Source organism: Actinomadura sp. 6K520, assembly GCF_004349245.1.
Classification (GTDB): domain Bacteria; phylum Actinomycetota; class Actinomycetes; order Streptosporangiales; family Streptosporangiaceae; genus Spirillospora.
The window spans coordinates 1-23074 of the sequence record NZ_SMLC01000028.1; the positions used below are offsets into that span (position 1 = coordinate 1).

Genomic DNA, 23074 nt, shown 5'->3' on the forward strand with positions numbered 1-23074 from the left:
CCGACACCCTCCCACCCCGATATCGAGTTGGCGCCCACCTAGGCCATCGCGTATGCTCTCGGACGTCGCCAAGCGCCGGTAACCCGGCGAAGACACCCCTCCGGAGCCGCTAGGCTCGGAGAAGCAAGGTCCTGTGGAGCAGTTAGGAGTGCTCGCCACCCTGTCAAGGTGGAGGCCGCGGGTTCAAATCCCGTCAGGACCGCCAGGCGCCAACCACGCGCCCTGGGCAGGTAGCTCAGTCGGTACGAGCGTCCGCCTGAAAAGCGGAAGGTCGGCGGTTCGACCCCGCCCCTGCCCACCTGGTCCTCTGACCAGCGGAAACGTCGATAACGGGTTGATCACCGTCGGTGTACACCGCTTGAACAGAGGAAAACTATCTCCCGATGGGTACCGCCCGTACGCGGCGCCCGAAGGACCTCCGAGCAGGTACCTTCCAGCCCGCGATCAACTCGTTCACCCTCCACCTCAACGCCGAGGGGAAGTCCCCGAAGACCGTCCGCACCTACGCCGAAGCGGCGCAGTGGTTCGCGGCCGAGCATCTTCGACGCAACACCGACCACACCGACTGGGACGACGTCACCCCTGACGACGTCCGCGCCTGGACGGTCTGGCTCCTCAACACCTACTCCGACAGCTACGCCAACAACCAGTACCGGGCACTGCAGCAGTTCTTCAAGTGGTGGTCCACCGACGAAGAGCTGCCCAACCCCATGGCCAAGATCCGCCCACCCGCCGTCGGCGAGAAGGTCGTCCCCGTATTCACCGACGAGGAGCTCACCAAGCTCCTCAAGCACTGCGAGGGCAAGACCTTCACCCAGCGCCGCGACTTCGCCATCCTGGCGTTGTTCAAGGCGACCGGCCTGCGGCTGTCCGAACTCGCCGGCATCATTTACGACGCCGACGACCCCGACCGCAGCGACCTGGCCCTGATGCGCCGCGAACTCCTCGTCACCGGCAAAGGCAACAAGCAGCGCATCGTCCGGTTCGGGCACCCGTCGGCCCGCGCCATCGACCGCTATATCCGCGTCCGCAACAAGCACACCTACGCGTCCAGCCGCCACCTATGGCTGGGCACCAACAACCGCCCGCCCATGACCGCCAACGGCATCTACCAGATGGTCGTCCGCCGCGGCGAGGAATGCGGCGTGACCGTCCACCCGCACAAGTTCCGCCACCACTTCTCCCACACCTGGCTCGACAAGGGCGGAGCCGAAGGCGACCTTATGGAACTCAACGGCTGGTCATCGCCTCAGATGCTCCGCCGCTACGGCCGCAGCGCCGCCAGCACCCGCGCCCGCCGCACCTACGACCGCATCATGGAGGACTGACAACTTCACGACGAAGCCCCGGCGCACGATGCGCCGGGGCTTCGCTGTAGGTCAGCCCTTCTTCCTCACCTGCGCCGACCGCTTGGCCAGCCGCAGCATGTAAGCCCGCTTGGCCAACTCGGCCCGCCGCCGTCGCTCCTCCAGCGGAAGCACGCCCTCCGGGTCGACCTCTCGCTCGAACCGAGCCAGGAAGGCGTCCCTCCCCGGCTTCGTGCGCCGCTTCCGATCCCGGGTCTTGCTCCATGACACAAGCACAGCGATCCGCTTGTCGATCTCCGCCACGGTCCCCCTACTTAACGTCGGTGATGTCCGGATCGTTGCCCTTCCTGCCGATACAATCTTTTCATAGCCGAGTAATGTATTTGCATCACTTCGAGCACTTTGACGGGAATGTCATCGCTTTCAGGCTATTCTCTCGACGATGCATTGCACAATAGTGATAGTCAATTGCCTCATCGTCAAGGCGTGTTGCAGTCATCACCGATGGATACCTATCCGACATGCCCTTTATGGCGTCGTCTGCCTGGCCTGCCGGGCGGCGGCCGAGCCGTCCGCGAGCGGGCCGGGCTCCGTCCGCTCGTCCGCCGCACGGCGGACGGCCGTCCGCGAGAGCGAACGTAAGTCCGGACGCCGGACGAAGCGACGGCGGAGGGCTCGGCCTCCCGTCCGCACTGCGGCGGAGCTTGGTCTGCGAGATTTCGCAGAGTGACGCCGCCACGTTCCTGTTCCGCGTCTCGGCTGCGATCACGCTTGCTCTGGAAGAACGGCAGTTTCAGCGCCCCGTCATGCCGCCAGTATCGAGGCTGGCTTGCCCACCTGCGGACGCCATCGCCTCCGGGATCGCGCCCGATCCCGCGCCTCCCAGCAATGGACCGCGCTCGGTCCATCCACGAAAAGGGCACGATATCCATATCTTGCCCCGCGGAGCCGGCGGCGGGCGGACATCAGCCATCCCCTGCAGGCGTGCAAGCATCACCGCCGCACCCGGGCGGAGCAAGATATGGAAATCCTAAGGATAGGCAACGGAACCGAGCGCGGTTCCGTAGTTGATGCTCTGCCGGGCACCCAGCGAACCCGCCGATCGCTTTCGAGGGCCTTGCGCTGTGGACTACCCGAGCGGTTCAAGCGGACCCGGCCCCGGGCGCATGAGCGACCGGAAGTGGCGAACAAGGCTGCGTACGGCGGCCGGCTCACGCAGGACCACCCCGATCTCCAGATTCTCCTTCAAGGCTCGGTCGGTGAGGTTGGCGCTGCCCAGCAGGGCGGTTCGCTCGTCTGCGGCGATCAGCTTGGCGTGCAGGGCGGCGCGGGACCGCCCCAGGGCCGGACGACGCGCCTGTGGCCAGTGCCAGAAACGCACGCTCTCCCTGCCATGCAGCGACTGGAAGGCGGCCGCCGCCCCGGGACCGTCCAACGTGCCGCCTGCGGTCACCGACGTCTCGAATACCAGGTCGACGTGCACGCCTCGGTCGGCGGTGGCGGTGAGCTCGGTGACGATCTCGGTCACACCGTGGGCGGCGAAGCTGACGATCAGCAACGAGGTCGTGGCCTCACGGATGACCTCAAGGGCGACCTGGCTGGTGAGCCGCACCGGGACGGCGTCGCTCAGCGGGCCACTGGCCACGACCGTGCTCCTGTGCGCCGCGTGCTCACAGCTGACCGCACCGGCGGCTTCGAGCGCCAGCGCGATGGCCTCACCCGTCGCCCCAGAGCGCCGCCACGCGGTGACCAGCCTCCGAGCAACTCCACCCAGCGCATAGCCCGGACGTGCTTCCAGCAAGGCCGCCTCCACCGACCGGGACGGGCGGTCAGCAGCGCGCAGGACACGGCACCACGTTCTCAGGTGGCCCGGGGCGAGCTCACCGGCGGTGGCGGCGATGACCGACGGCAGGTCGTCGCTCACCGGAAGAAGCCGTACTGGCCTCCGGTCACCGTGTCGGTGACAAGGGCCCGGTCGAGGTAGTGATTGCCTCGTTCGCACGAGGTCTCGGCCGCGAACAGGCACGCATGGCACGCGGCCCCGTAGAGGCTTCCGTGGTGTCGGGGATCGTGCTCGGAGCACAGGGGGTCGGAACTGCACAGCCGCGCCGCGTCGAGCGCCTGCCGGATCAGCGGGCCGAGACGGTCGGGGTGACCGAGGGAGACCAGACCGCCGAGCGTGCCCTCGCTGTCGGGGGCGGCGGTGTAGAGCAGTACCCCGGCCATCGGCTCGGCGGCGCGGGCGTAGACGCGTTCCGCGATGCCCGTCGCGCTGTAGCCGCTCTCCAGGGAGAACTCCCGGATCAGCGTGTGAGCGAACGTGTGCAGCATGAGGTAGCGGATTCCGGGCCAGTGACCGGCTTCAAGACCCCGGGCGGACCGCCATTCGTCATGCGCCTCACGCAAGATCTTTTCGCGTTCCCTGACCTCGGCACGTTGCTCCCATTCGGTGAGGCGATCCTCCTTGAACTTCAGGAAGATGCCTTCGCCGCGCATCTCCGCGCAGGGCACCCAGGTCGGGGCGTCCCGGGAAAGCCGTGCGCGGCGGCTGTCGTCGGTGGAGAGGACGTCCCATTCGGGGGCGTCGATCCTGGTGAAGCCGTACAGGGCCCCGACCTCGCGGAGCCGCGGTACGAGCGTGACCCGTTCCAGCCAGGACCTTTTGCTAGGCGGGACGCCGACGCGCCGGGTGGTGAAGTCGGGCAGCTCGACGTCGTCGTCGTGGGTGAACGCCGACCATTCCGGGCCCGCGAGGTCGAGTTCGTCCTCGTCGGCGGGCCGGTCCCCGCCCTGGTCGGCGTGGCGCCGGACGGCTCGCCAGACCGCGTCGACCCCGTGCACGTGCAGTTCGGGCCACACGCCCAGCTTCGGAAGGAGCTTCTTGGCGGCGGCCTGGTCGAGGTTCGCCACCAGGTCGAGGACGTCCCAGTGGTCGGCGACGAGTTGAGCGAGGTCGTCGTCTCCCTTGGGGAGGCTGAACACGCGCATCTGCATGGCGAACCAGCCGTTGGTCGCTCCCAGGGCGAGCGTCCGGGTCGGCAGCCCGCACGGTTCGAAGGTGCCGAGGTGGGGGTGGCGGCCCCGGCAGGCGGGCAGGTTCCGCTCTCCCGCCAGGCCGATCGCCTCCGCCATGGTGCGGCGGGCGCCGCACGAGCACACGACGAAGACGTTGGCGGCCTCGCCGCCGGTGCCGCGCTCGACGAGCTGGAGCGTGTGGTCGCCTGCCTCCGGGGATGCGCCGCGGTGCGCGAAGTACGACCAGGGGAAGTCGTCCAGGTGGCCGCCCTGAGTACAGGCGAGGACGAACCGGGCGGGTACGGCGGTGGGACGGCGCCCGCCGGTGCCGCGGCAGTTGTGCACGTAGCGGACTCTGTCGGGAGAGAAGGCGCTCGGCACGAGCTCGAAGAGCCGGGAGTCGATCGAGGCGAGGCGGTTGCAGCGCAGGTCGGTGCAGCGCAGGTAGCGGGGGAAGGCGGCGACCGGCACCCCGACCCCGGTCCACTCGCCGAACGGGTCGGCCGCGTCCTCCGGTGTGTACGGCGGCGTGCGCAGCGTCTCGACCTGCGGACCGAGCTTGCGGCGGACGGCGGCCAGCAGCCGGTCCTCGGTGAGGACGCGCGCCGACGCCTGGTCCCAGAATTCCAGCCCCATCAGGACGACCGAGAGGTTGGGCAGGTCGGCCACGGCGCCGACGCCGTAGGTGTGCAGCAGCTGGTTGGGGCGCAGCTCGCCGACGCGCATGGTCACTCCTGCTCCTCTCGGGGGACGGGCTGGAAGGGCGGAGCGTCGGCACCGCCCAGGTCGTACCGGTCGAGGAGCAGGAGCCGGACGCCCGGTTCGACGTCGCGCAGGGAGGTCGGGCACATGGTCTTGGTCCATGGCCCGCCGTCAGGCCGCCGCAGCAGCCCCGCGACCGCGTCAGAGCGGCGGGGCGTCCGGTACCCGAGGACGCGTTCGGGCACGGCGCGCTCGCGGGCCCAGAAGTCCAGCCGGGCGTCGAGTTCGCGTTCGACGTCGACGGCGTCCCGCGCGTTGCCGAGGACGTCGCGGGCCCGCCGTCGGATCACGTTGACGACATGGTCGGCGAGCCGGCTCTCCCGGCCGAACAGCCGGGCGGCGTCGTTGGCGTTGTACTTCGGCTCCAGTCCGCGGACGAGCGCCACGAGGACGCCGGTCAATCCCCGGTCGACCGCCCGGTAGGCGAACGGGGTGACCGACAGGGCCTCCACGTGCTGGTAGACGGTGGCGTGGAAGTGCTCGAACTTCTCGTAGTGCGACAGGTCGCGCGGGCGCGCCCAGTTGTAGACGGTGAACACGAGCCCAGGGTCCTGCCGGCCGACACGGCTGGTGGCCTGGATGTACTCGGCGGTGGACTTGGGCTGGTTGGCCACCACCATGACACCGAGCCGGGACACGTCGACCCCGACCGCGATCATGCTGGTGGCCAGCAGCACGTCGATCGGCCGCCGCTCGCCCTTGGCGCGGGGCCCGAAGCGCAGTTCCAGCTCGGCGAGCACCTCGGGAATGTCGCCGGACGACAACCGGGACGTGAGCTCGCGCAGCTTCGGGTCGTACCGGCGGGCAAGGCCGCGCTGGTCGGCGCGGGACAGGCGGGTGGAGACGTCGTCCTCCACCAGGCGGCGCATCCCGCCGAGGTCGCGGAGGCTGTTGAAGTAGCCGACCAGTGTCATGTACGGGTCGGTGACGGGGTTCTTCCCGTACTTGTCATGGAGTTTCTGCGCGGCCGCGAGCACCGCCACGTAGACCCGGATGAGCGTCGACTTGATGCGGACGCCGTGCGCGCAGACGCCGACGTAGCGGCGGCCGGGTTTGACGACGCCTTCGTAGCCGGGACGGGGTTCGCTCGGCCGCTGGCGGGCGAAGAAGTTGTCGTCGGCGCTGAGCCCCGGCGGAGGGAAGATCTCGGTGCGGCCCCGGTCGAACACGGCGTGGAGCTGCCGGGCGGCCCGCCGCACCGTCGCGGTGGAGGCGATCACCTTGGGCCGGACGGTGCGCCCTCCGGGCCCTTCCCAGGTGCACAGCCGGTCTACGGCGGTCTCATAGAGGCCGACGAGCGAGCCGAGCGGCCCGGAGATCAGGTGCAGCTCGTCCTGGATGATCAGGTCGGGGGGCCGGACGGGCGTCACCGGCACGTGCCGTGCGGCGGGTAGCGGCCCGCTTGCCTGATGGCTGGTGCGGCCGTCGCAGCAGATCTCCGCGAGGTCGGGTGTGACGAAACCGTGCCGCTCGCAGCGGCGCTCGGCGCGCCCGAACAGCGTCTGGGTGTCGCCGACCCACGGGAGTTGGGCGAACTTGTCGACGGTGGCGATGACGAACGCCGGGCCGAGCCGGTAGATCTCCTCGTCCACGACGACGACCGGCAGGCCGTCGCCGTCCCCGGTGTAGGCGTGGAAGTCGCAGTCGAAGTCGGAGCAGCGGATCAGGGTGCGGCGGCGGAGTCCGTCGACCTCGATGTCGCGGCCCGCCTCGATGGCCGTCCCGCACCACGGGCAGGACGTGAGCTGGTGCGGGGACCCGATGACGTGCCGGGGACGTCCGGTGGTGCGGCGCTGCTCCTTGGCCCAGTCGGTCGCCTGGTCGGTGCGGTTGGGGGTGACCCGGCCGCCCACCCACAGGCCGAGCCGGAACGGCGTGCGCCCCCATCCGTCCTCGTCGTCGCGGCGCAGCTTCTCGCACGCGCAGATCAGCGCCGCGGCCCGCTGGAACTGCTGGATGGTGAGCAGCCGCAGCGTGTAGCGCATCAGCACCGCGACGCCGCTCTGCGCGTCGTAGCCGCCGAAGTCGGGACGCAGCCGCCTGATGGCGAGGGTGAACGCGGTCAGGCCGAGGTACGCCTCGGTCTTGCCGCCGCCGGTGGGGAACCACAGCAGGTCCACCACGGATTCGTCCCGGCCGCTGCGCTCCGGGTGGACGGGGTCGGCGAGCGCGGGCAGGTTCAGCAGGATGAAGGCGAGCTGGAACGGGCGCCAGCTGCGGTTGCGGACGAGGTCGGCCTCCCGCACCGCTTCGGACAGGGGCAGCCGGGGCCTGCGGCGGCGCTCCCCCGCGGCGATGGTGTGGACGCGCTGCAGGTACATGGCCGCGTTGGCGAACGCGAACGCGCGCCTGGCGTCATCGTTCTCGGCGAGCAGCGTGATGCCGGCCTTGATCCGCTCGGCGGCCCGCCGCGCATCGGCGAGGTTGCGCCGCGCGTCGTCCTCGTGGCCGTCCAGCCGGGCGGCCGGGTCGGCGATGGAGGCCGCCATCCGGTCGAGCCATGCCCGGTACCCCTCCACCAGGGGCGACAGGGCGGCCCGAAGTTCGTCGGCGTCCATCCCGGCGAGCTGCTTCATGTCGACCTTCAGGTCGGCGAGTTCCGGGAGGTCGGGGTCGGTGTCCGCGCGTGGCACGTCGGTGGCGGGGACCTCGTGGACGGGCACGGCGGCGGTGGAGATCCGGACGGCGCGCATCGGGTCGCCGGTTGACGGCTCGGCGTGGACGGCGACGCCGTGGCCGGTCGCGAACTCGGGGCAGAAGCGGTAGGCCATCGCGAGCCGCCGCCGTTCGGCCTGGTCGGCCTGGTCGCCGCCCGCCGCCCCGGCGGGGCGCCGCAGGAACGCCGGCTCCTCGCCGGGCGCGCTCGCCGACATCCGGGCCTGGAACACCCACGCCTCGCTGCGGCCCACATCCCCCCGCTGGGCGTTCACGAGGAACAGGGTGACGAGCCAGTTGCCGTCGTGCTTGCGAACCCGTCCGCGCACGACGATCTCCGGCTGGTCGCCGGTGAGCGACGCCGCCTTCACCTTCCCCGAGCGGAGCGGGACGGTGACGGCACCCGCCATGTGTTCCCGCCGCCAGACCAGCTCTCCGGCGCGTTCCTCGTCGGACGAGCGGACGCGGACGTACCGGGCCCATTCGGCTGTCACGGCCAGCCGGTCGACGTCGCCCGCCACGTGCGCCGTGAAGCCGTATGAGGAGGGGAACATGCTGGGGATGTTGGGGGCGTTCTGCTCTGGGCCGGGCTCGGCGTCGATCTCGACGTCGGCCAGCGAATCGTGCTCGCCGGGGTCGACCATCGCCCCGTTGGGCGCAAGCCTGCCCAGCAGGTAGCGGTCGGTCGGCCGCTCGGTGAACTCCTCTTCCTCCCCCGCGGCCGGACCGTGCAGGTCGGCGCAGACGAGCTCGGTCAGCTCGTCGCGGATCGCGGCGGCGTCGGGGACCTTGAGCACGGGGAGGTCGGTCATGGCAGCACTTTAGGGTCTCGGCGGACGGAAACGCGCTGTTCCCGGTGCTCACAGAGGCACAGCCGGTTAGGGTCTTCGGACATGGCCCTGGTGAAACTCTCGCTCCGCGACTACAGGTGCTTCGCGGAGCGGCAGGACGTTGAGCTGCGCCCGATCACCGTAGTGCTGGGGAAGAACAATTCCGGCAAAAGCGCACTGGTCCGGGCGCCGATCATCCTGCAGACCGGAATTCGCAACGACCACGCGATCCCTCTCGACCTCGAACAGTTCGGCGACGACGCCCCTGATTTCATCGATCTGGTCCACGAGCGGCTGAAGGTGCGCAACATCTCCGTGGGCCTCGGGATGACCGGCCCCGAGGACGAGGAGTATGCGCTCAACGCGGTGATCCAGGACTTCCCTGATGAGTACATCCAGCGCGTGGTGAATTGGTCGCTGCGGTCCGGCGACGACACCGTGGCCTACGAGTGGTCCCTCGCAGCCGATTCGGAGGAGCCGGAGGAATCCGGGCCTCAGCCCTACCAGAGGCTCGGCGACGGGGCCGGCCTGACGTGGCTGGACTTCAGGGGCCTGCTGCCGACCGAACTACCGAACGGTGACGCCCCATGGTTCGACGCCGAGCGCATCCGTTCGTCCTTCGGCCTCGTCCGTCACCTGGGACCGTTCCGTCAGAAGCCCAAACGCCTGGTCCGGCTGCCGACACGAGAGCCCGTCCAGGACGAGTTCGGCAGTCGCGCGGCGGAGATCCTCGCCTTCCATCATGTTCGCCGGAAGGGCCGTCTCATCGAGCGGGTCAACGAGTATCTTCGTGCTCCCCTCCCAGCCTGGAAACTGGAGGTCCGCCCCCACCTCGACGGCTACATGATCGGCCTGCAGTCGCGCAAGAAGTCCGAACTGTGGGTTCCGGCCACCGAATCGGGGACCGGGATCGCCCAGATCCTGCCGTTCCTGGTCCGCCGCGCGCAGGACGAGCTGAGCCCGCCCGAGCGGGACATCCTGGAGATCATCGAGGAGCCCGAACTCCACCTGCATCCGTCCGCCCAGGCCATGCTGGCCGATCTCTACATCAGGGCCGTCGACAACCAGCGTGTCCGGTTCCTTGTGGAGACGCACAGCGAAACCTTCCTGCTGCGGCTGCGTCGGCGCGTCGCGGAGGGCAAGCTCGACGCGGATCAGCTCGCGCTCTACTTCATCGACGATGACGGGGAGTCGTCGATCGTCCGTCGGATCAACGTCGACGGCCTCGGCAACGTCGACTACTGGCCGGAAGGCATCTTCGAAGAGGGCTTCGAAGAGGTGCGTGCCCTGGCCGAGGCCCAGGAGACGCAGTTGGAGAGCGATGCGGGTTGAGCTGACGGCGGCGGTTCTGGAGATGGACGAGCCCGCGGACGAGATCTCGACTCTCCTCGGCCACTTCAACAGAGGCCGGCATTCGTGGGTGATCGTCCCGCAGCACGTCAAGGCCGCCGAATCGTTCATCGAACGGAACATGGCTCCGCGCCGCGTACCGGCGTACAAGAAGCTCGCCAGCATGGCGGCCAAGCAGCAGCACGCCTACAGGACGGCGACGGCCCCGCAACCGGTGCGGATCACCCCGGAGGATCTCAAGGAGCATGTCGAGGACCTCGACCGCCCGGCCGTCCTCGTGGTGGAGAACAACGGGTCCGATAAGTGCTTCGTCAAGGCCGTCGCCAAGATTTTCGGGGGCTCGGACATCCTGGAGGCCCTCGACAAGCGCTGGCTGGAGCTCGGGCACGGCGGCGGCGGAGACATCTACCGGCGCGCGCGAGAGGAACACGGCTCCTTCCGCCGGGTCAGGCGCGCGGCGGCGTTGCTCGACAGCGACCGGTTGGCGCCGGGCACCCCGGAGAAGAACGCACACCGCATCGCGGAGCTCCGCGCGCTCGGTCTGCGGGTCCATGTGCTGACGCTTCGCGAGGCCGAGAACTACGTGCCCAACAAGGTGCTGCACGCGGTGAAACCGATCCGGAAGTCGATGGCGCGGCTCGGCCATCTCAAGAAGCTCGACCACGCCCAGCGCGGGCACTTCGACATGAAGTACGGCTTCATGAAGACGAATGGAGTGCCGGAGCAGCAGCGTGACCTGTTCGCCGATGTGGACCCCGGGACGATCGCCAGACTCTCGGACGGCGGCTTCGGCCAGAACCTGCTGCCCACCTTCGAGTCCATGGCAGACCGCCTCACCGACACCGACCTCAGCCGTGACGTCGGCGAGGCCGTGCCCGATGAGCTGCGCGTGCTTCTCGCGATGCTGCGGGACATCCTGTAAGGGTAGGTCCATGGCAGCGGACGACCCCGAGATCTCCGTCAGACCGGAGGCCCTCCTGATAGAGGAGCTGATGGTGCTCCTCGACGAGGGCAGGCTTCGGGTTCCCCGGTTCCCCCGGCCCTTCGTCTGGCGCTCCCAGCAGATCCTTGAGCTGTTCGACAGCATCGAACGCGGCTATCCGATCGGCAGCCTGCTTTTCTGGGAGACCGATGAGCAGTTCGACACCTTCGACATCATCGGCGATCTCCCGTTGCCGACGCCGCCCCCAGGGGCTCCGGTCTCCTACGTCCTTGACGGCCACCAGCGATTGGCAGCCCTGTACGGGACCCTGCGACGCCCGCCCCCCGACCTGCGCTCGCCTGAGCAGGATGACTTCATGTGGTCGGCTTACCGGGTCTTGGGCGAGGCGAAGGGCGCGCTGAGGTACCAGCTTTGGAAGAACGCCAACCCACCCAGTAACTACCTGCCTCTCCGCGCCACACTGCGCACCCGCGATTTCCTGGCTTTTTCACGAAAGCTCTTCGGTGATCCCCCCGAAGGGATGGACGCCGATCAGCTGATCAGAGAGGCGGAGGTGGTGGCCCAGCGGATCAGGTCCTACCGGGTGTCGGTCGTCCGGTTGGTCGGCGGTGACCTCTCCAATGCCGTGGAGGTATTCACCCGGATCAACACCGCAGGCCAGGCGATGCGTCCTAGTGACATGGTGTCGGCGCTGACCTACCGCGCCGGCCAGCCCTCTCTCGCGGAGCACCTCGACACTGTGACAGAGCAGGTCGCGGCTACAGGATTTGGAGAGCTCTCCTCTAATGTGGTCTTCCGCGCATTGCTCGCGATTGCCGGCGAGGACCAGTCCCATGGGACTCGATGGGACAAGCTGGCAAGGCATGTACAAGGGGAACTCCGCGGTTTCGTTGAAGCCACCGAGGAAGCGTTGATCCGTGCCGTGATTTTTCTGCGGGACGTGGTCAGGGTGCCGTTGGCGGGGCTGATCCCGTACGACGACCAGTTGATGTTGCTCATCACGTTCTTCCATCACCGTCCGGACCCGGACCGGCGACAACTCGAGGAGCTGACACGCTGGTTCTGGGTGACATCCTGGTCGGGTTATTTTGCAGGCGCCGGCACCACGCAGATGAATAAGGCGATCTCGAACATGAGATCGCTCGCAAAGGGCGGAGGCGGGATCACTCCGAGGGGAGTCCGAGCCCGCCCCTTCCCGGACCGCTTCGATCTGCGTAGCGCGAGGGTTCGCGCGTTCGTCATCTGGGACTTGCGGCAGTTCCCCAATCGCCTGGCAAGGGACGGAACCGAACTCAACGGCGTGGATGTGCTCGCCCGTGGACTCTCCACGGCCTATCGGAGCATTGTCAGGATAGGTGATCGGTTCATCACGGCGAGCCCTGCGAACCGGATCATGATGACGGCAGAACCTGGGGAGTCGGTCAAGGACGTCCTGCTCAATCTCCCCAACGATCTCCGTGATGACGTGCTCACCAGCCACGGCATTCCGAAGAAGGCGATGTATCGCCTCGTGGCCGGGGACGATGAGGGGTTTCTTATAATTCGTCGGGCTTTCCTCGCCGAGCGTGAGCGAGCGTTCATGGCCCGGTTCGGTCTCGCCGCCACGCCCGGCGACGGTGAGACCGACATCGACACCGAGTGAGAAGCACGCCGCAGGCAAGGAGAACACCGCGTGGAGGACGAGCGCCCGTATCTGGCCTGGGAGGCCCCGACCCGGCTCACAGCGATAAACCCGCAGGCCGAACCGAGACGGTGCACCGAATGCAGCCGCTCCGGCATCGAGACCCGCTACCCGGCGGACACGGTGCTCATCGTCAAACACCGCCACGGAGGCCAGCCGCTGGGGCAGCTCACCACGCACTGTCCCGACCACCCTCCCGGCCGCGACTGGGTGAGCGGCGACCCCCAGGTCGGCCGCGTCAACAGGACCGGTGAGATCTGCCCGAACCACTTTGTCGAGATGCCGCTGTCAGGTGTCTGCCCCATGTGCGGATGACGAGCCCCGCCCCGAAGACGAGACCGTCCCGGGGCAGGGCGTCAGATGGTTGCCGTATTCGCGGGTGAGAACGTCCAGAGGCAGCCGGGGCCAGCGCGTCACGGCGCCGGTGATGTGGTCGACGACCAGGACGAAGGCACCCTCACCGGCGGCGGAGGCGGGCCACGCCACGAAGCCGTACTCGAACGGCTGGATTCCGATGGGGACTGCGGGGCCGTGGCCGCGCGGCAGGCAGGCGTCCGCGCGCCGCCACGCCTCGGCCCGGTCGATCGGGACGGGATGGAGCGGGTACGCGGCTAAGACCCCGGCGACCCGCCGCAACGTGCTGCACACCGGGGCACCGCACGCCAGGCAGTGCGGTCCGTCCGGACGGTGGCCCTCCAGGACGGCGGTGAGGGCGACGGCGCAGGCCAGCACCAGCGGCCGCGCGTCGCGGAGGAAGTCGCGGGTGTGCGGGTCGAGCCCCGGCGGCGGGTCCTGGACGAACACCGCGACGGCCTGCGGATCGGCGCGTATGGCGGCGATGACGGCCGAGTGGATCCGCCGGCGGACCCATTCGTGGAGGGCGGCATGCCCCTGGTTCACGTCATGTCTCCGGCCGCGAACACCGCGGTGACCGTGCGGCCCCGGTCGTTGCCGTGCCAGCCCCACGACTCGGCGGTGAGGGAGATGGTCCGCAGGCCCCTGCCCGACTCGTCGGTCACGGCGGCGTCGCGGGCCACGGGCTCGCCGGGGCCGCCCTGGTCGGCGACCGAGACCGCCACGAGCTCGCCCACGAACCGGACCTCCACGGTGAACGACCCGTCGTCCTGCCCGGACTTGGTGTGCCTGAGCGCGTTCGCCACCAGCTCGTCCACGGTGAGGACGGCGTCGTCGAGGCATGGGCGGTCGGCCAGCAGGCTGGAAACGAACCGGCGGGCGGTACGGGCCTGCGTGGCGTCGCCGACGAACGACCGGCGCCAGCACAGCGCTGCGGGGGCGGTGTGAGCGGGAAGCGTCGAGAGCATGCGCACTCCATGAGCTGAAATCGTCGGGAAGGAACCGGGACACCTGCACGGTGGCCACATGCTCACACGCGGTGACGCCGCGGAGGAGCGAAGTGCGCTGGTCAGCGGGCTTCAGAGCGCGATTAGTGCTTCCCGGCCACCGAACGTTCGCGAGCCGGACGTTCGGGTCCGCCAAGTTCGTTTTCGACGGCGCCCGTCCGGATCAGGCCATCAGCCACACACCCCGAGCGGCGAACGCATAGCGTTACCAAAGTCAACGGAAGGTAATTCCTCGCGGTCGCCACACCGACGCGTCGCGAAGGTCCCGGGAGGTCACCGATGACCAGCCCCTATATTCGACGCCGCCGCCTCGCCGCCGAGCTTCGCAAGCTCCGCGAGGCCTGCGGCCTCACCACCGACGAGCTGGCCCGGCTCGTCTACCAGTCCCGAACCAAGATCTCCAAGCTGGAGAACGCCCAGATCCGCCCGGACGTCGGCGAGATCATGACGATACTCGAAGCGTTGGAGATCACCGGTAAGCAGTACGACAGGACTCTCCGGCTCGCTCGAGACGCCTCTGCCAAAGGCTGGTGGGACAGATACGGCAACGCCATGGGTCCCCGCCAACGCCTCTATGCCGACCTGGAATCCGGGGCCGAGTCCATTCGCAGCTACAACCAGACGGCTTTCCCCGCCGTCCTGCAGATCCCGGAGTTCATCGACGCGATGGTCGAACTGGACGAGCACCAGGGATCGCTCGACTACTCACCGACTCGCATGATCGAAGCCCGAACCCGCCGACAGCAGCACCTCCTCAGCCCGGACGGCCCCACCTATGAGGCCGTGCTCGACGAGACCATGATCCGCCGACTCGCCATACCGGCCACCGTGAAGGCGGCGCAGCTCCGTCACCTGATCAAGGTCGTCTCAGCCGAGCCACGCATCGTCATGCGCGTGCTGCCATCGGACGTCCTCATCACCGGCGGCTTCCTCCCGAAGGCATCGTTCTTCCTCTACGGCTTTCCCGGGTCGGCCGACCCGACGACCGCAGTGGTCGATACCGTCACCACCGATCTCGTTCTCACTCAGCGCCGCGAAGTGGCACGGTATACCGAGATGTACGACCGCCTTCGGAAGGTGGCCCTGTGCCCCGCCGAGACTCTCGCCTTCCTTGGCGGGGTGGCCAACCGGCTGACCAACGAGACAGAATCGGACACATGACCAAGAACTACGCAGGCTGGCGCAAGTCACGGTACAGCGAGCCGAACGGCGAGTGCCTGGAGGTGGCCAAGGCCACGGACGGCAGCATCGGCATTCGTGACTCCAAGGCTCAGCCATCGATCGAGATCCTTGAACTCAGCCGTACCGAGTGGGCTGGGCTCCTCATCCGTCTACGCAACACCTAAAATTTGATCTTGGGCTGAGTCGTGCGATGTCGTGTCGGACTCAGTCCAAGATCTTCATCGCTAGATCAGAACATGGCGCCTGGCGGCGGAAACAGACCATCAAGGGAAGGCTCCACAGCGTCTGCCTCCTCGCCCTCCACCGATGCGTCGCCAGCTGCGCCCCGTCGCTGCCCCCCAGTTGCACTGGTCCGCTTTCCGCCACCGTTCTTTCGGCGAAGGCCCTGCTTGACTTCCTGCTGATACCGGTAATGGTTCAACGCAAGCAGCTTGTCGAGCACAACATCGCGCGCTAGAGGCGAGATCGTGAACAAAGTTCCCTGCCGCATCACATGGAACCCGTGTTCCAGCTCAAGATCCCGCCACAACGGCAACGACTCCGAGGCCACTCGGCTTTCAAATTCCCGAATCGCGGGCTCCCGCTCCTCCTCCAGCGCATAAGCCTCCCGGACCGCTTCATCAACCTCGATGTGAGACCGCCGCAGACGAGCTATTCCCAAGCTATGTGCACTTACATCGTGGAGCTTTCGATAAAGGTCAGTCAGGCCAACCTTGTCTTTTTCCATCACCTCCCGGCGAGCCGCCTCCAACTCACTACCCGCTTCGCGCATGCGCGCAGTACTTGAAGGCTTAACAAAGGTCTCATATACATCAGATGGCGAGTAATTGAGATCGGCCTTCATGGTTGAAGAACTCGCCCAAGCCCAGTGGTAATGCCAAGCACTCGACAACAGGGCCAAGGACGCTGGATCGTCCATGGCAAACACGCAGAGCTTATGCGACAATACATGCCCGGTCGCAACAAACGAAGGCATGACCAAGCGACTCACCAGGGCAATAACGATAACGCGCTCAAGATCAGAAATCTTGTCATACAGCTCAACTGTAGGTCTTGTGAATCGCCACCAAATCTCCCGTCGACGCTTGTCATTATTCGTCGACCGGAAAGGCTTGACTTCACGCTCGACGATCTCGAAGCAATCCGGGTAGGTTCGAGCCCTATCCTCATCCCAATCGTGGAAGTTGATGACCCAGCGCGGCGCCGATAGATCCCACCGGGAATTCAAGTCCTCTCCCCCCAGGCAGGGAAAGAGAACATCTTTATTGCGTGGATCCTTGTCGATGAGTTCCTGGGCCACTTCCGGATCCAGGAGGAACCCCTTCCCAAGGATGTTCGACCCCTGGAACGACTGGTCAGCGTTGGCGGCGAGGCGAAACGGGTCACCGACGACCCGGGACTGGGGGTCCAGGCTGGACGTGATCCCGATGACCTCGCGGCCGTCCAGGATCGGCTTCTCGTCGGCCTTCGGATGTCCCGTCCAGACCAGAGAGACCTCAAGGGACGCCGTCCCCGGCCAGGGCTGGGACTTCTCGGCGCGGTAGATGTCCCAGCCCTTGTCGCGGGCCTGGGCGAGGCCGACCTCGCGGGTGTCCCCCTGGGCGAGGGTGTTGGTGGCGATGATGCCGACCCGGCCGTTGTTCGTGATGGCGAGGTCGCGGAGATAGAAGTACGCGCACAGGTCGGCGCTGCCGCGCCGGCCGCCGCCGATGTGGTGGACGAGGTACTCCCGCATGTCGGTACCCATCGCGCCAGTCAGGCGCTGGCCGCCGATGAAGGGCGGATTTCCGACAACGGCGGAAAAACCGCCTCGGCGCATAACCTCGGGGAACTCCAGGGACCAGTGGAACGGCCTGACCGGCTCCTTCCTCGTCCCCTTGAGCCAGCTTTCCAGTTTGCCGCGCAGTTGCTCCTCAAGCGGTGACGACACGGCCTCGCGGGCGAGGTCCTTGGTCTGCTCCGCGCGTTCCACCTGGAGGACGGGCTGCAACTCGTCGGCGAGGTCGCCCAACCGCTTGTCCAGCACGTCCTCCGGGCATCCGGCGGTGGACAGAGCGGCGGCGGTGACGGAGTCGGCGGCCAGCCGGAGCGATTCGGTGAGCCGCTCCGCCTCGGCGAGCTTGCGTCCCTTCTCCGCCACGCGCTCGATGTCGTCGGCGGAGAACGCCTCGATCTCCTCGCGGAGTTCCTGGGCCCGGGTGAGCATCGGGGCCAGGTCCTCCATGATGTTCCCGATGCGCGCGTTGACCATCCCGCCACGCTGCGGATCGAGGTGGAAGGCCAGCACCTGCGCCTCGTCGATCAGTCCGACGAGGGAGTCCCCGTGCCGGAGGGCGTGGTCGAGGAAGCTGAACGGCTTGTCCTTGGCGAGGGTCTCGATCCACATGGACAGCTTGGCCAGCTCGACCGCCATGTCGTCGCGGTCGACGCCGTACATGCAGCTCGCGGCGGTGCGGCGTTTGGCGAAGACCAGGAGGTCTTCGCGGTCGTGGTCGGGGCCGAGCAGGTCGAGGACGTCGCCGGGCACGCCGTCGCGTTCCCAGGCGTCCACGACCCGTTCGGCGATGTACCGGCAGGCCGAGACCAGGAACGCGCCCGAGCCCATCGCCGGGTCGCAGATCTTGAGTGCGAGGAGTTCGGCTGCGGGCTTGGGCTGCCATTCGTCCTCGGGTGCGCCCTCGGCGGGGCCGGGCCGGTGGCACAGCGGCGCGAGGGTGTGCTGGACGATCTCCTGTGCGAGGGACTTCGGCGTGTAGTGGGTTCCGGTGGCGCGGCGGTCGCCGACCTGGGTGAACAGGACCGACTTGGCCGGGTATACGGTCGGGTCGCCGCGCAGGTCCGGGCGCAGCAGCCCGAAGAAGGGCCTGATGCGTCCGGCGAGTTCCTCGTCGTTGTCGCAGGCGGCGTGCAGCGCGGCGGCCTGGACGGTGTCCGGGGCCTTGGCGAGCGCCTTCTCCAGTTGCTTCGGGGTGGCGCCGCACTCGTCCTTGAGCCAGACGAGGAACGATGCGGCGCCCTTGGCGTGCGCGGCTTCCAGGCGGCGGAGCGGCAGCTCGGGCTCGTTGCGGCCCAGCAGCCCGACGTACGGTTCATCGACCTTCAGGCACGAGAACTCCAGCAGGCCCTCGTAGACGTGGCCGATCTGCTCGACGTCCAAGCCCTTGTAGGAGAGGCGTTCGGCGGCGGCCTTGCCGCGCTTGTGGCGCAGGATGAGCAGGGCGTCCAGGACCTCGTGGACGACGCGGTCGGTGACGGGCGCGGACGCCAGCCATTCGAACTCCGACGGGTCGAACAGCGATCCGCCGTAGGCGGGGATGCGCAGGTCCGGGTGCTCGCTGCCGCCGTGGACGGCGCGGAACAGGGCGAGCAGCCGGTACCAGGCCGCCGAACGCCGGTCCCCGACCTCCTCGCCGTGCTGGTCGCGTTCCGTCGAGAGCCTGTCGTACAGCGCCGCCACCCCGTAGGAGAGCCGGTACAGCTCGTCGGTGGGCAGCAGTTCCTGCTCCTCGGCGTACAGCAGGAACACCAGGCGCATCAGCACAATGAGCGCGGCGCGGTAGATGTCGCGTTCGGCGACGTCCGCGAGCAGCGTGCCGCCGGACTCGCGGTCCAGCCGGGCGAGCTCCCCGACCAGCAGCTCGACGGCCTGCCGGACCTGGCGGCCGAGAGTGTCGGTGACCTGCGCCTGCGCCTGCGCGCTGCGGGCGAACAGGGACGCCAGCCCGTCGGACGGGGTCCCGTCGGGGCGCTCGGCGGGGGCGAGCGAGCGGCGTGCGCCCAGCAGCGTCGCGAACGCCCGCAGCAGGACCGGCTCCTCCAGCCACAGGTCGGCGTCGAACACGGCGGTGGACGTCGCCTCGCCGGGCCGGGCGTGCACCAATATCCAGAACCGGCCGTTGGTGACCAGGGCCAGCGGCACGCCGGTGTCGCGGCACAGCGCGGCGGCCCGCTCGACGGGGGACGGACGGTCTCCGCGCCCCCGCGTGAGGTGCTCGTCCCACGGATGCTTGTAGATGAACAGCCTCATGGCCCGGCCGGCCGGGCTCGGCCCGTACGCCACCAGGTCGGGGCGGGCGCGGCCGTACAACTCCGCGATCGTCGAGCCCTGCACGAGGGCGTTGAACTTGATGCCGAGGAGGGTTCGCAAGACCCGGTCGTACCAGCCCGGCAGCAGCAGGTCGGGGTCGTCCTGCACCTGGCCCCACGCCTGCCGGATCTCATCGCGGGTCTCGGCCGGGACGGTCTCCAGCCCCTGCGGGAGCACCTCGACGAGCACCGGGAGTGCAAGGAAGGGACCATCGGGACGCAGCAGGCCGAGCCATTCAGCGTGCTGCTCGGGGACCGTCTGCGCGGGGCGGCGGGTGCGGGGCGGCATCAGTGCGCACCCCCCGGCCGGTGCGCGACGGCGGCGGGCACCAGGAACGTCACGGCAGCGGGGAACCAGCGGCCCCGGGGGTCAGCGTAGCGGCGGCGCAGCGCCGCCGCCTCCCGCTCCCGCTGCTCGGGGATGGTGCGCAGCCGTTCCGCCAGGGCCTCCCGGTCGCGGCGCAGCTGGGTGCGCTGCTCGTCGGTGTCGAAGAGGCTGCCCTGCTCCCATCTGCCCACGTCGTCGAGCGCGGCGGCGATGGACCGTTCGAGCTCGGAGAGCACCGTTTTGATCGCCTCCACCTCCTCCTCGCCGCGCCGGGCGAGGAGCTTGTCGAGGCTGCGCGTCCGCTGCCCGGCCCGGGTCCGCAGGGCCCGGCCCAGCGGGTCCGACAGGTTCCCCCACAGCCCGGCGAGCCGGGCTCGGACGTCTCCGGGGACGGGCTCCTCGCTCGCGGCCGAGAGCCAGTGTTCCACCTCGTCCTCGCGCGCGCGGACGAGCTGTCCGCCCTCGATGAGCCCGCCCGCCACGATGATCTCCTCGTGCAGCCGGGTGCCCTCGGCGCCGGTGACGACGACACGGCCGTGGGCGACGACGGCGGGCGTCCGCAGCACGTCGCCGGGGACGGTCCGGGCCGTGACCCGGGCCAGCCTGGCGCTCTGGCCGGTGGCGCCCGCCCACAGCTCCGCACGCAGCAGCCTCAGGCACATCTGGACGAGGCGGTGCCCCAGGTGGAGGAGCACCACGTCGGTGCGTCCCGCCACGGCGTCCTGGTCGAAGGTGACAGGACGCTCCGCGCCCGTGACCGGGTGGTGCAGCCCCGCGTTGCGGGCCTTCGCCCACGCGCCCGGCAGCTCCGGCAGCCGGAAGCAGCGCGCCGGGAAGTCCTCCGGGGCGGGGGCGTCGATGAGGTCCTTGCGGTGGGCGAGCCGCAGGCCCGTGCGCACCACCCGCTCGACCATCTCCGGGAAGAGGTTCAGCTCGGTGCGGCTACTCGCGAGTGCGCCGGTGAGCCGTTCCAGGTCGCGGGCCAGGTCGCGCTCGACCTTCAGCCGGGCGCTGGTGGACCTGCGGGCGATCTCGACGTCCGCGCTGTGCCAGTCCGCCTGCCGGCCCAGCATCTTCTGCTCCACCCGGGCCGCGATGACCTCGCCGGCGCTGCCGAGGTCCTCGCGGATCTGCTCGACCTTGCGCACCGCGGTCTGCAGGAACAGCATCTCGTCCTCCAGCGTCCCGGCGTCGAAGTCGGCGCCGTCCCAGCCGCGCGGGACGAAATGCAGCACCCGCACCTCGGCAGCGCGCTGGCCGTGCCGGTCGACGCGGCCATTGCGCTGCTCCAGGCGGTTGGGGTTCCAGGGGATCTCCCAGTGCAGCAGCCGATGGCAGTGGTTCTGCAGGTTGATGCCCTCGCTGGCGGCGTCCGTGGCGAGCAGGATCCGGACGTCCCCGCCGGGCAGGTCCGGAGACTCCTGGAAGACGTTCTTGATGTGCTCGCGCTGCTCGGGGTCCTGTCCCCCGTACAGCAGGGCGATCCGGTCGGCGGGATAGCCGGCGGCGACCAGCCGCTCGTGAAGCCAGCGCTGGGTGTCGCGGTACTCGGTAAAGACGATGACCCGCTCGGACGTCCATTCGCCGCGCGGGCCGTCCGGGCAGACGACCGGCTCCAGCCAGGCGCGCAGCGCGGCGAGCTTGGCGTCGGGACGGTCCTGTGCCTCGCGCGCCCACGTGTGCAGTTCCCGCAGGAGGCCGCGCTCCTCCTCAGTGAGCGGTGGGGACATCCGCCGTACCGCGGTGAGCGCGTCGGCCTCGACGGTGCCGTATGCGGTGTCGTCCTCGGCGGTCTCCTCCAGGCGTTCGGCCAGCGGGCGCAGCGCCCTCGGCCCGGCCTGTGCGGCGACCTGCCCGAAGCCGTCATCTCCGGCGTCCTTGGCGTTCATCGTGGCCAGATGCGTTTCGACGGTCTCCGCGAACGCCTTCGGGGAGGAGAACAGCCGCTTCTTCAGCAGCATGGTCACGAAGTCGGCCGCGTGGGCGCCGCCCTTGCCGCGCGACCCGCCGCGGGCGCGGCGGCTGTGGGCGTAGCGGCTGAGCAGAGCGTGGGCATGCCGTTCGGCATCGGAGTAGTCGACCTCCAGATAGCCGAGCCGGCGGGCGGGGAACGCCGGGGTGCCGTCCCAGCTCGGCGGCAGGTCGCGCTTGAGGCGGCGCACCATGATGCGTTTGAGCTGCTCTTCGGACGGTTTGACGCCGCGGGCGAACCGCTGGTCGTCCAGCAGTTCCAGCAGGGCCGTGAACGACTCCAGGTAGCCGTTGTGCGGGGTCGCCGACAGGAACAGCCGGTGCTCGCAGTGCGGGGCGAGCTGCCTGATCGCCTCTGTGCGCAGCGAGTCCACCGCGTACTTGCCGCGTCCCGACGGCGCGCAGGTGTGCACCTCGTCGACCACCAGCATGTCGAACGTGCGGGGATGGCGGGGGACGGCGGGCAGCACGTCCCGGAGCAGCCGCAGCGGCCGCTCCCGCTTGAGCCAGTCGACGCTCACGATGAGCCGCGGGTAGTGCGTCCACGGGTTGGCGTACAGGCCGCGCTCCCGGCGCAGCCGACGCAGCAGAGCGGTGTCGACTATGTGGAAGTCCAGGCCGAACTTGTCGCGCATCTCGTCGTGCCACTGCACGGTGAGGCCCGCCGGGCACACGATGATCATCGTGCGGGCGCGGTGGCGGAGCATCAGCTCCTGCATCACCAGCCCGGCCTCGACCGTCTTGCCGAGACCGACGTCGTCGGCGATCAGCAGGTTGGTGCGCGGCATCGACAGGGCGCGGACCACCGGGTCGAGCTGGTAGTCCTCGATCTGGATGCCGGACCGGAACGGCGCCTGCAGGGCCGTCTTGTCGGCCGACGCGATCGCACCCCAGCGGACGGCGTCGAGGAACGCGTCGAGCTCCGCCGGGTCGTCGAAGCCGCCGGCGGGATCCGGCAGCAGCGCCTGATCGTGCACGACGGCGCCGTACTCCAGCTCCCAGACGACGCGGAGCTCCTCGTCGCGTGCATCGTCCTCGATGCTGACCAACGTCACCAGGTTCTGCGGTTCGCCCGTCAGCTCGTAGGGGTCGCTGCTGGTCACCGTCCCGCGGCCGACGTCGGCCACCACCCACTGACGGTTGCGGACGGTCACCAGCTGCCCCTGTGCCGGCGCCCCGCTCTCCGTCGCCACCATCGTCTCGCTCCCCATGCCCGCAAGTATCGCCGGGCACCGGACCCCGTCGTCCCTGCAACATCCCGACGATGACCACAGTGTTAGCACCGGAGGAACGCCCGGTCAGTACGAATCGCTGAAATTCCCCCCTTTGCATGACTTGTCGCTGACCGACCTCACCCCTCGCGGCACCCGCCCTTCGAGCGCGGCCAAGGGGCGGGCGCGCTTGTGCGGCGCGTGATCATCGAGCGCTCTCACCGGCGAGTCGGTACCGGCTATTCGACTCAGGGTCAACGCGCGGTCAAGGGGCGTCGGCATGCAGCCCCACTTCTGGCACACTGCAAACCGTTCGACACCGAGCAAAGACTCATGTATGGGCTACAGTTGGCCCCTTTCTCGGATATCGGTCTGACCAGTACCGAGCACCC

General features: G+C 68.8%; 15 protein-coding genes and 2 tRNA genes. 9 read left to right on the forward strand and 8 right to left on the reverse strand.

Annotated elements, in window-relative coordinates; all coding sequences use genetic code 11:
* Positions 1-127 precede the first annotated feature (127 nt).
* From E1289_RS10230 to E1289_RS10240, 3 genes are all read left to right on the forward strand, one after another.
* Positions 128-205: transfer RNA gene (locus E1289_RS10230), tRNA-Asp, on the forward strand.
* A gap of 19 nt (positions 206-224) precedes the next feature.
* Positions 225-298, forward strand: a tRNA-Phe gene (locus E1289_RS10235).
* 85 nt (positions 299-383) lie between these two features.
* Complete coding sequence (locus E1289_RS10240) at positions 384-1328, forward strand: tyrosine-type recombinase/integrase (protein ID WP_131978028.1); 945 nt, start codon at positions 384-386, stop codon at positions 1326-1328.
* Between the two features lie 51 nt (positions 1329-1379).
* Here E1289_RS10240 and E1289_RS10245 read toward each other — a convergent pair whose 3' ends face one another.
* The 4 genes from E1289_RS10245 to drmA all read right to left on the reverse strand — a co-directional run bounded on the left by E1289_RS10245 (position 1380) and on the right by drmA (position 8551).
* Positions 1380-1610, reverse strand: a complete 231-nt coding sequence (locus E1289_RS10245) for a hypothetical protein (protein WP_131978031.1) — start codon at positions 1608-1610, stop codon at positions 1380-1382.
* 826 nt (positions 1611-2436) lie between these two features.
* Positions 2437-3231: a DISARM system phospholipase D-like protein DrmC gene (drmC, locus tag E1289_RS10250; protein WP_165970410.1), complete on the reverse strand. Its 795-nt coding sequence runs from the start codon at positions 3229-3231 to the stop codon at positions 2437-2439.
* Positions 3228-5048: a DUF1998 domain-containing protein gene (locus E1289_RS10255; protein WP_131978163.1), complete on the reverse strand. Its 1821-nt coding sequence runs from the start codon at positions 5046-5048 to the stop codon at positions 3228-3230. Before E1289_RS10255 ends, drmC begins: the two co-directional genes overlap by 4 nt.
* Positions 5049-5050: 2 nt before the next feature.
* Positions 5051-8551, reverse strand: coding sequence for a DISARM system helicase DrmA (drmA, locus tag E1289_RS10260; RefSeq protein WP_131978037.1), 3501 nt, complete (start codon positions 8549-8551; stop codon positions 5051-5053).
* Positions 8552-8713: 162 nt separating this feature from the next.
* Between drmA and E1289_RS10265 the strand changes: the two genes are divergently transcribed.
* From E1289_RS10265 to E1289_RS10275, 4 genes are read left to right on the forward strand one after another with little or no spacing between them, the layout of a single operon-like run.
* Positions 8714-9901: a DUF3696 domain-containing protein gene (locus tag E1289_RS10265; protein ID WP_165970411.1), complete on the forward strand. Its 1188-nt coding sequence runs from the start codon at positions 8714-8716 to the stop codon at positions 9899-9901.
* Complete coding sequence (locus tag E1289_RS38115) at positions 9891-10841, forward strand: hypothetical protein (RefSeq protein WP_165970412.1); 951 nt, start codon at positions 9891-9893, stop codon at positions 10839-10841. Before E1289_RS10265 ends, E1289_RS38115 begins: the two co-directional genes overlap by 11 nt.
* Before the next feature lie 10 nt (positions 10842-10851).
* Complete coding sequence (locus E1289_RS10270; protein ID WP_165970413.1) at positions 10852-12504, forward strand: DUF262 domain-containing protein; 1653 nt, start codon at positions 10852-10854, stop codon at positions 12502-12504.
* A 30-nt stretch (positions 12505-12534) separates the two neighbouring features.
* A complete protein-coding gene (locus E1289_RS10275; RefSeq protein ID WP_131978047.1) occupies positions 12535-12858 on the forward strand; it encodes a hypothetical protein in 324 nt (107 codons plus the stop codon).
* On the opposite strand, the gene E1289_RS10280 is transcribed toward E1289_RS10275, so the two are convergent.
* Positions 12832-13443 carry a hypothetical protein gene (locus tag E1289_RS10280; protein WP_131978050.1) on the reverse strand — a complete coding sequence of 204 codons (612 nt, stop codon included), beginning with the start codon at positions 13441-13443 and terminating at the stop codon, positions 12832-12834. The genes E1289_RS10275 and E1289_RS10280 overlap by 27 nt on opposite strands.
* Positions 13440-13865 (reverse strand): ATP-binding protein, encoded by a 426-nt coding sequence (locus E1289_RS10285; protein WP_131978053.1) that lies wholly within the window; start codon positions 13863-13865, stop codon positions 13440-13442. The genes E1289_RS10280 and E1289_RS10285 overlap by 4 nt, the downstream gene beginning before the upstream one ends.
* A 318-nt stretch (positions 13866-14183) precedes the next feature.
* Between E1289_RS10285 and E1289_RS10290 the strand changes: the two genes are divergently transcribed.
* Together E1289_RS10290 and E1289_RS10295 are read left to right on the forward strand one after the other, a co-directional pair.
* Entirely contained in the window at positions 14184-15065 is an 882-nt protein-coding gene (locus E1289_RS10290; protein ID WP_131978056.1) for a helix-turn-helix transcriptional regulator, read from the forward strand.
* The gene (locus E1289_RS10295) at positions 15062-15250 is read left to right on the forward strand and encodes a DUF397 domain-containing protein (RefSeq protein WP_131978059.1); all 189 of its coding nucleotides are present in this window, start codon (positions 15062-15064) and stop codon (positions 15248-15250) included. The genes E1289_RS10290 and E1289_RS10295 overlap by 4 nt, the downstream gene beginning before the upstream one ends.
* Before the next feature lie 65 nt (positions 15251-15315).
* Here E1289_RS10295 and E1289_RS10300 read toward each other — a convergent pair whose 3' ends face one another.
* Both E1289_RS10300 and drmD read right to left on the reverse strand, forming a co-directional pair.
* The gene (locus tag E1289_RS10300) at positions 15316-19461 is read right to left on the reverse strand and encodes a type IIL restriction-modification enzyme MmeI (protein ID WP_131978062.1); all 4146 of its coding nucleotides are present in this window, start codon (positions 19459-19461) and stop codon (positions 15316-15318) included.
* A complete protein-coding gene (gene drmD / locus E1289_RS10305) occupies positions 19461-22682 on the reverse strand; it encodes a DISARM system SNF2-like helicase DrmD (RefSeq protein ID WP_243712733.1) in 3222 nt (1073 codons plus the stop codon). Before drmD ends, E1289_RS10300 begins: the two co-directional genes overlap by 1 nt.
* Positions 22683-23074 lie beyond the last annotated feature (392 nt).

Excerpts from the sequence above, each read along its gene's own strand:
- E1289_RS10240 (WP_131978028.1), top strand. The coding sequence starts at position 384 with ATGGGTACCGCCCGTACGCGGCGCCCGAAGGACCTCCGAGCAGGTACC.
- E1289_RS10255 (WP_131978163.1), bottom strand. The coding sequence starts at position 5,048 with ATGCGCGTCGGCGAGCTGCGCCCCAACCAGCTGCTGCACACCTACGGC.
- drmA (WP_131978037.1), bottom strand. The coding sequence starts at position 8,551 with ATGACCGACCTCCCCGTGCTCAAGGTCCCCGACGCCGCCGCGATCCGC.
- E1289_RS38115 (WP_165970412.1), top strand. The coding sequence starts at position 9,891 with ATGCGGGTTGAGCTGACGGCGGCGGTTCTGGAGATGGACGAGCCCGCG.
- E1289_RS10270 (WP_165970413.1), top strand. The coding sequence starts at position 10,852 with ATGGCAGCGGACGACCCCGAGATCTCCGTCAGACCGGAGGCCCTCCTG.
- E1289_RS10285 (WP_131978053.1), bottom strand. The coding sequence starts at position 13,865 with ATGCTCTCGACGCTTCCCGCTCACACCGCCCCCGCAGCGCTGTGCTGG.
- E1289_RS10290 (WP_131978056.1), top strand. The coding sequence starts at position 14,184 with ATGACCAGCCCCTATATTCGACGCCGCCGCCTCGCCGCCGAGCTTCGC.
- E1289_RS10295 (WP_131978059.1), top strand. The coding sequence starts at position 15,062 with ATGACCAAGAACTACGCAGGCTGGCGCAAGTCACGGTACAGCGAGCCG.
- E1289_RS10300 (WP_131978062.1), bottom strand. The coding sequence starts at position 19,461 with ATGCCGCCCCGCACCCGCCGCCCCGCGCAGACGGTCCCCGAGCAGCAC.
- drmD (WP_243712733.1), bottom strand. The coding sequence starts at position 22,682 with ATGGGGAGCGAGACGATGGTGGCGACGGAGAGCGGGGCGCCGGCACAG.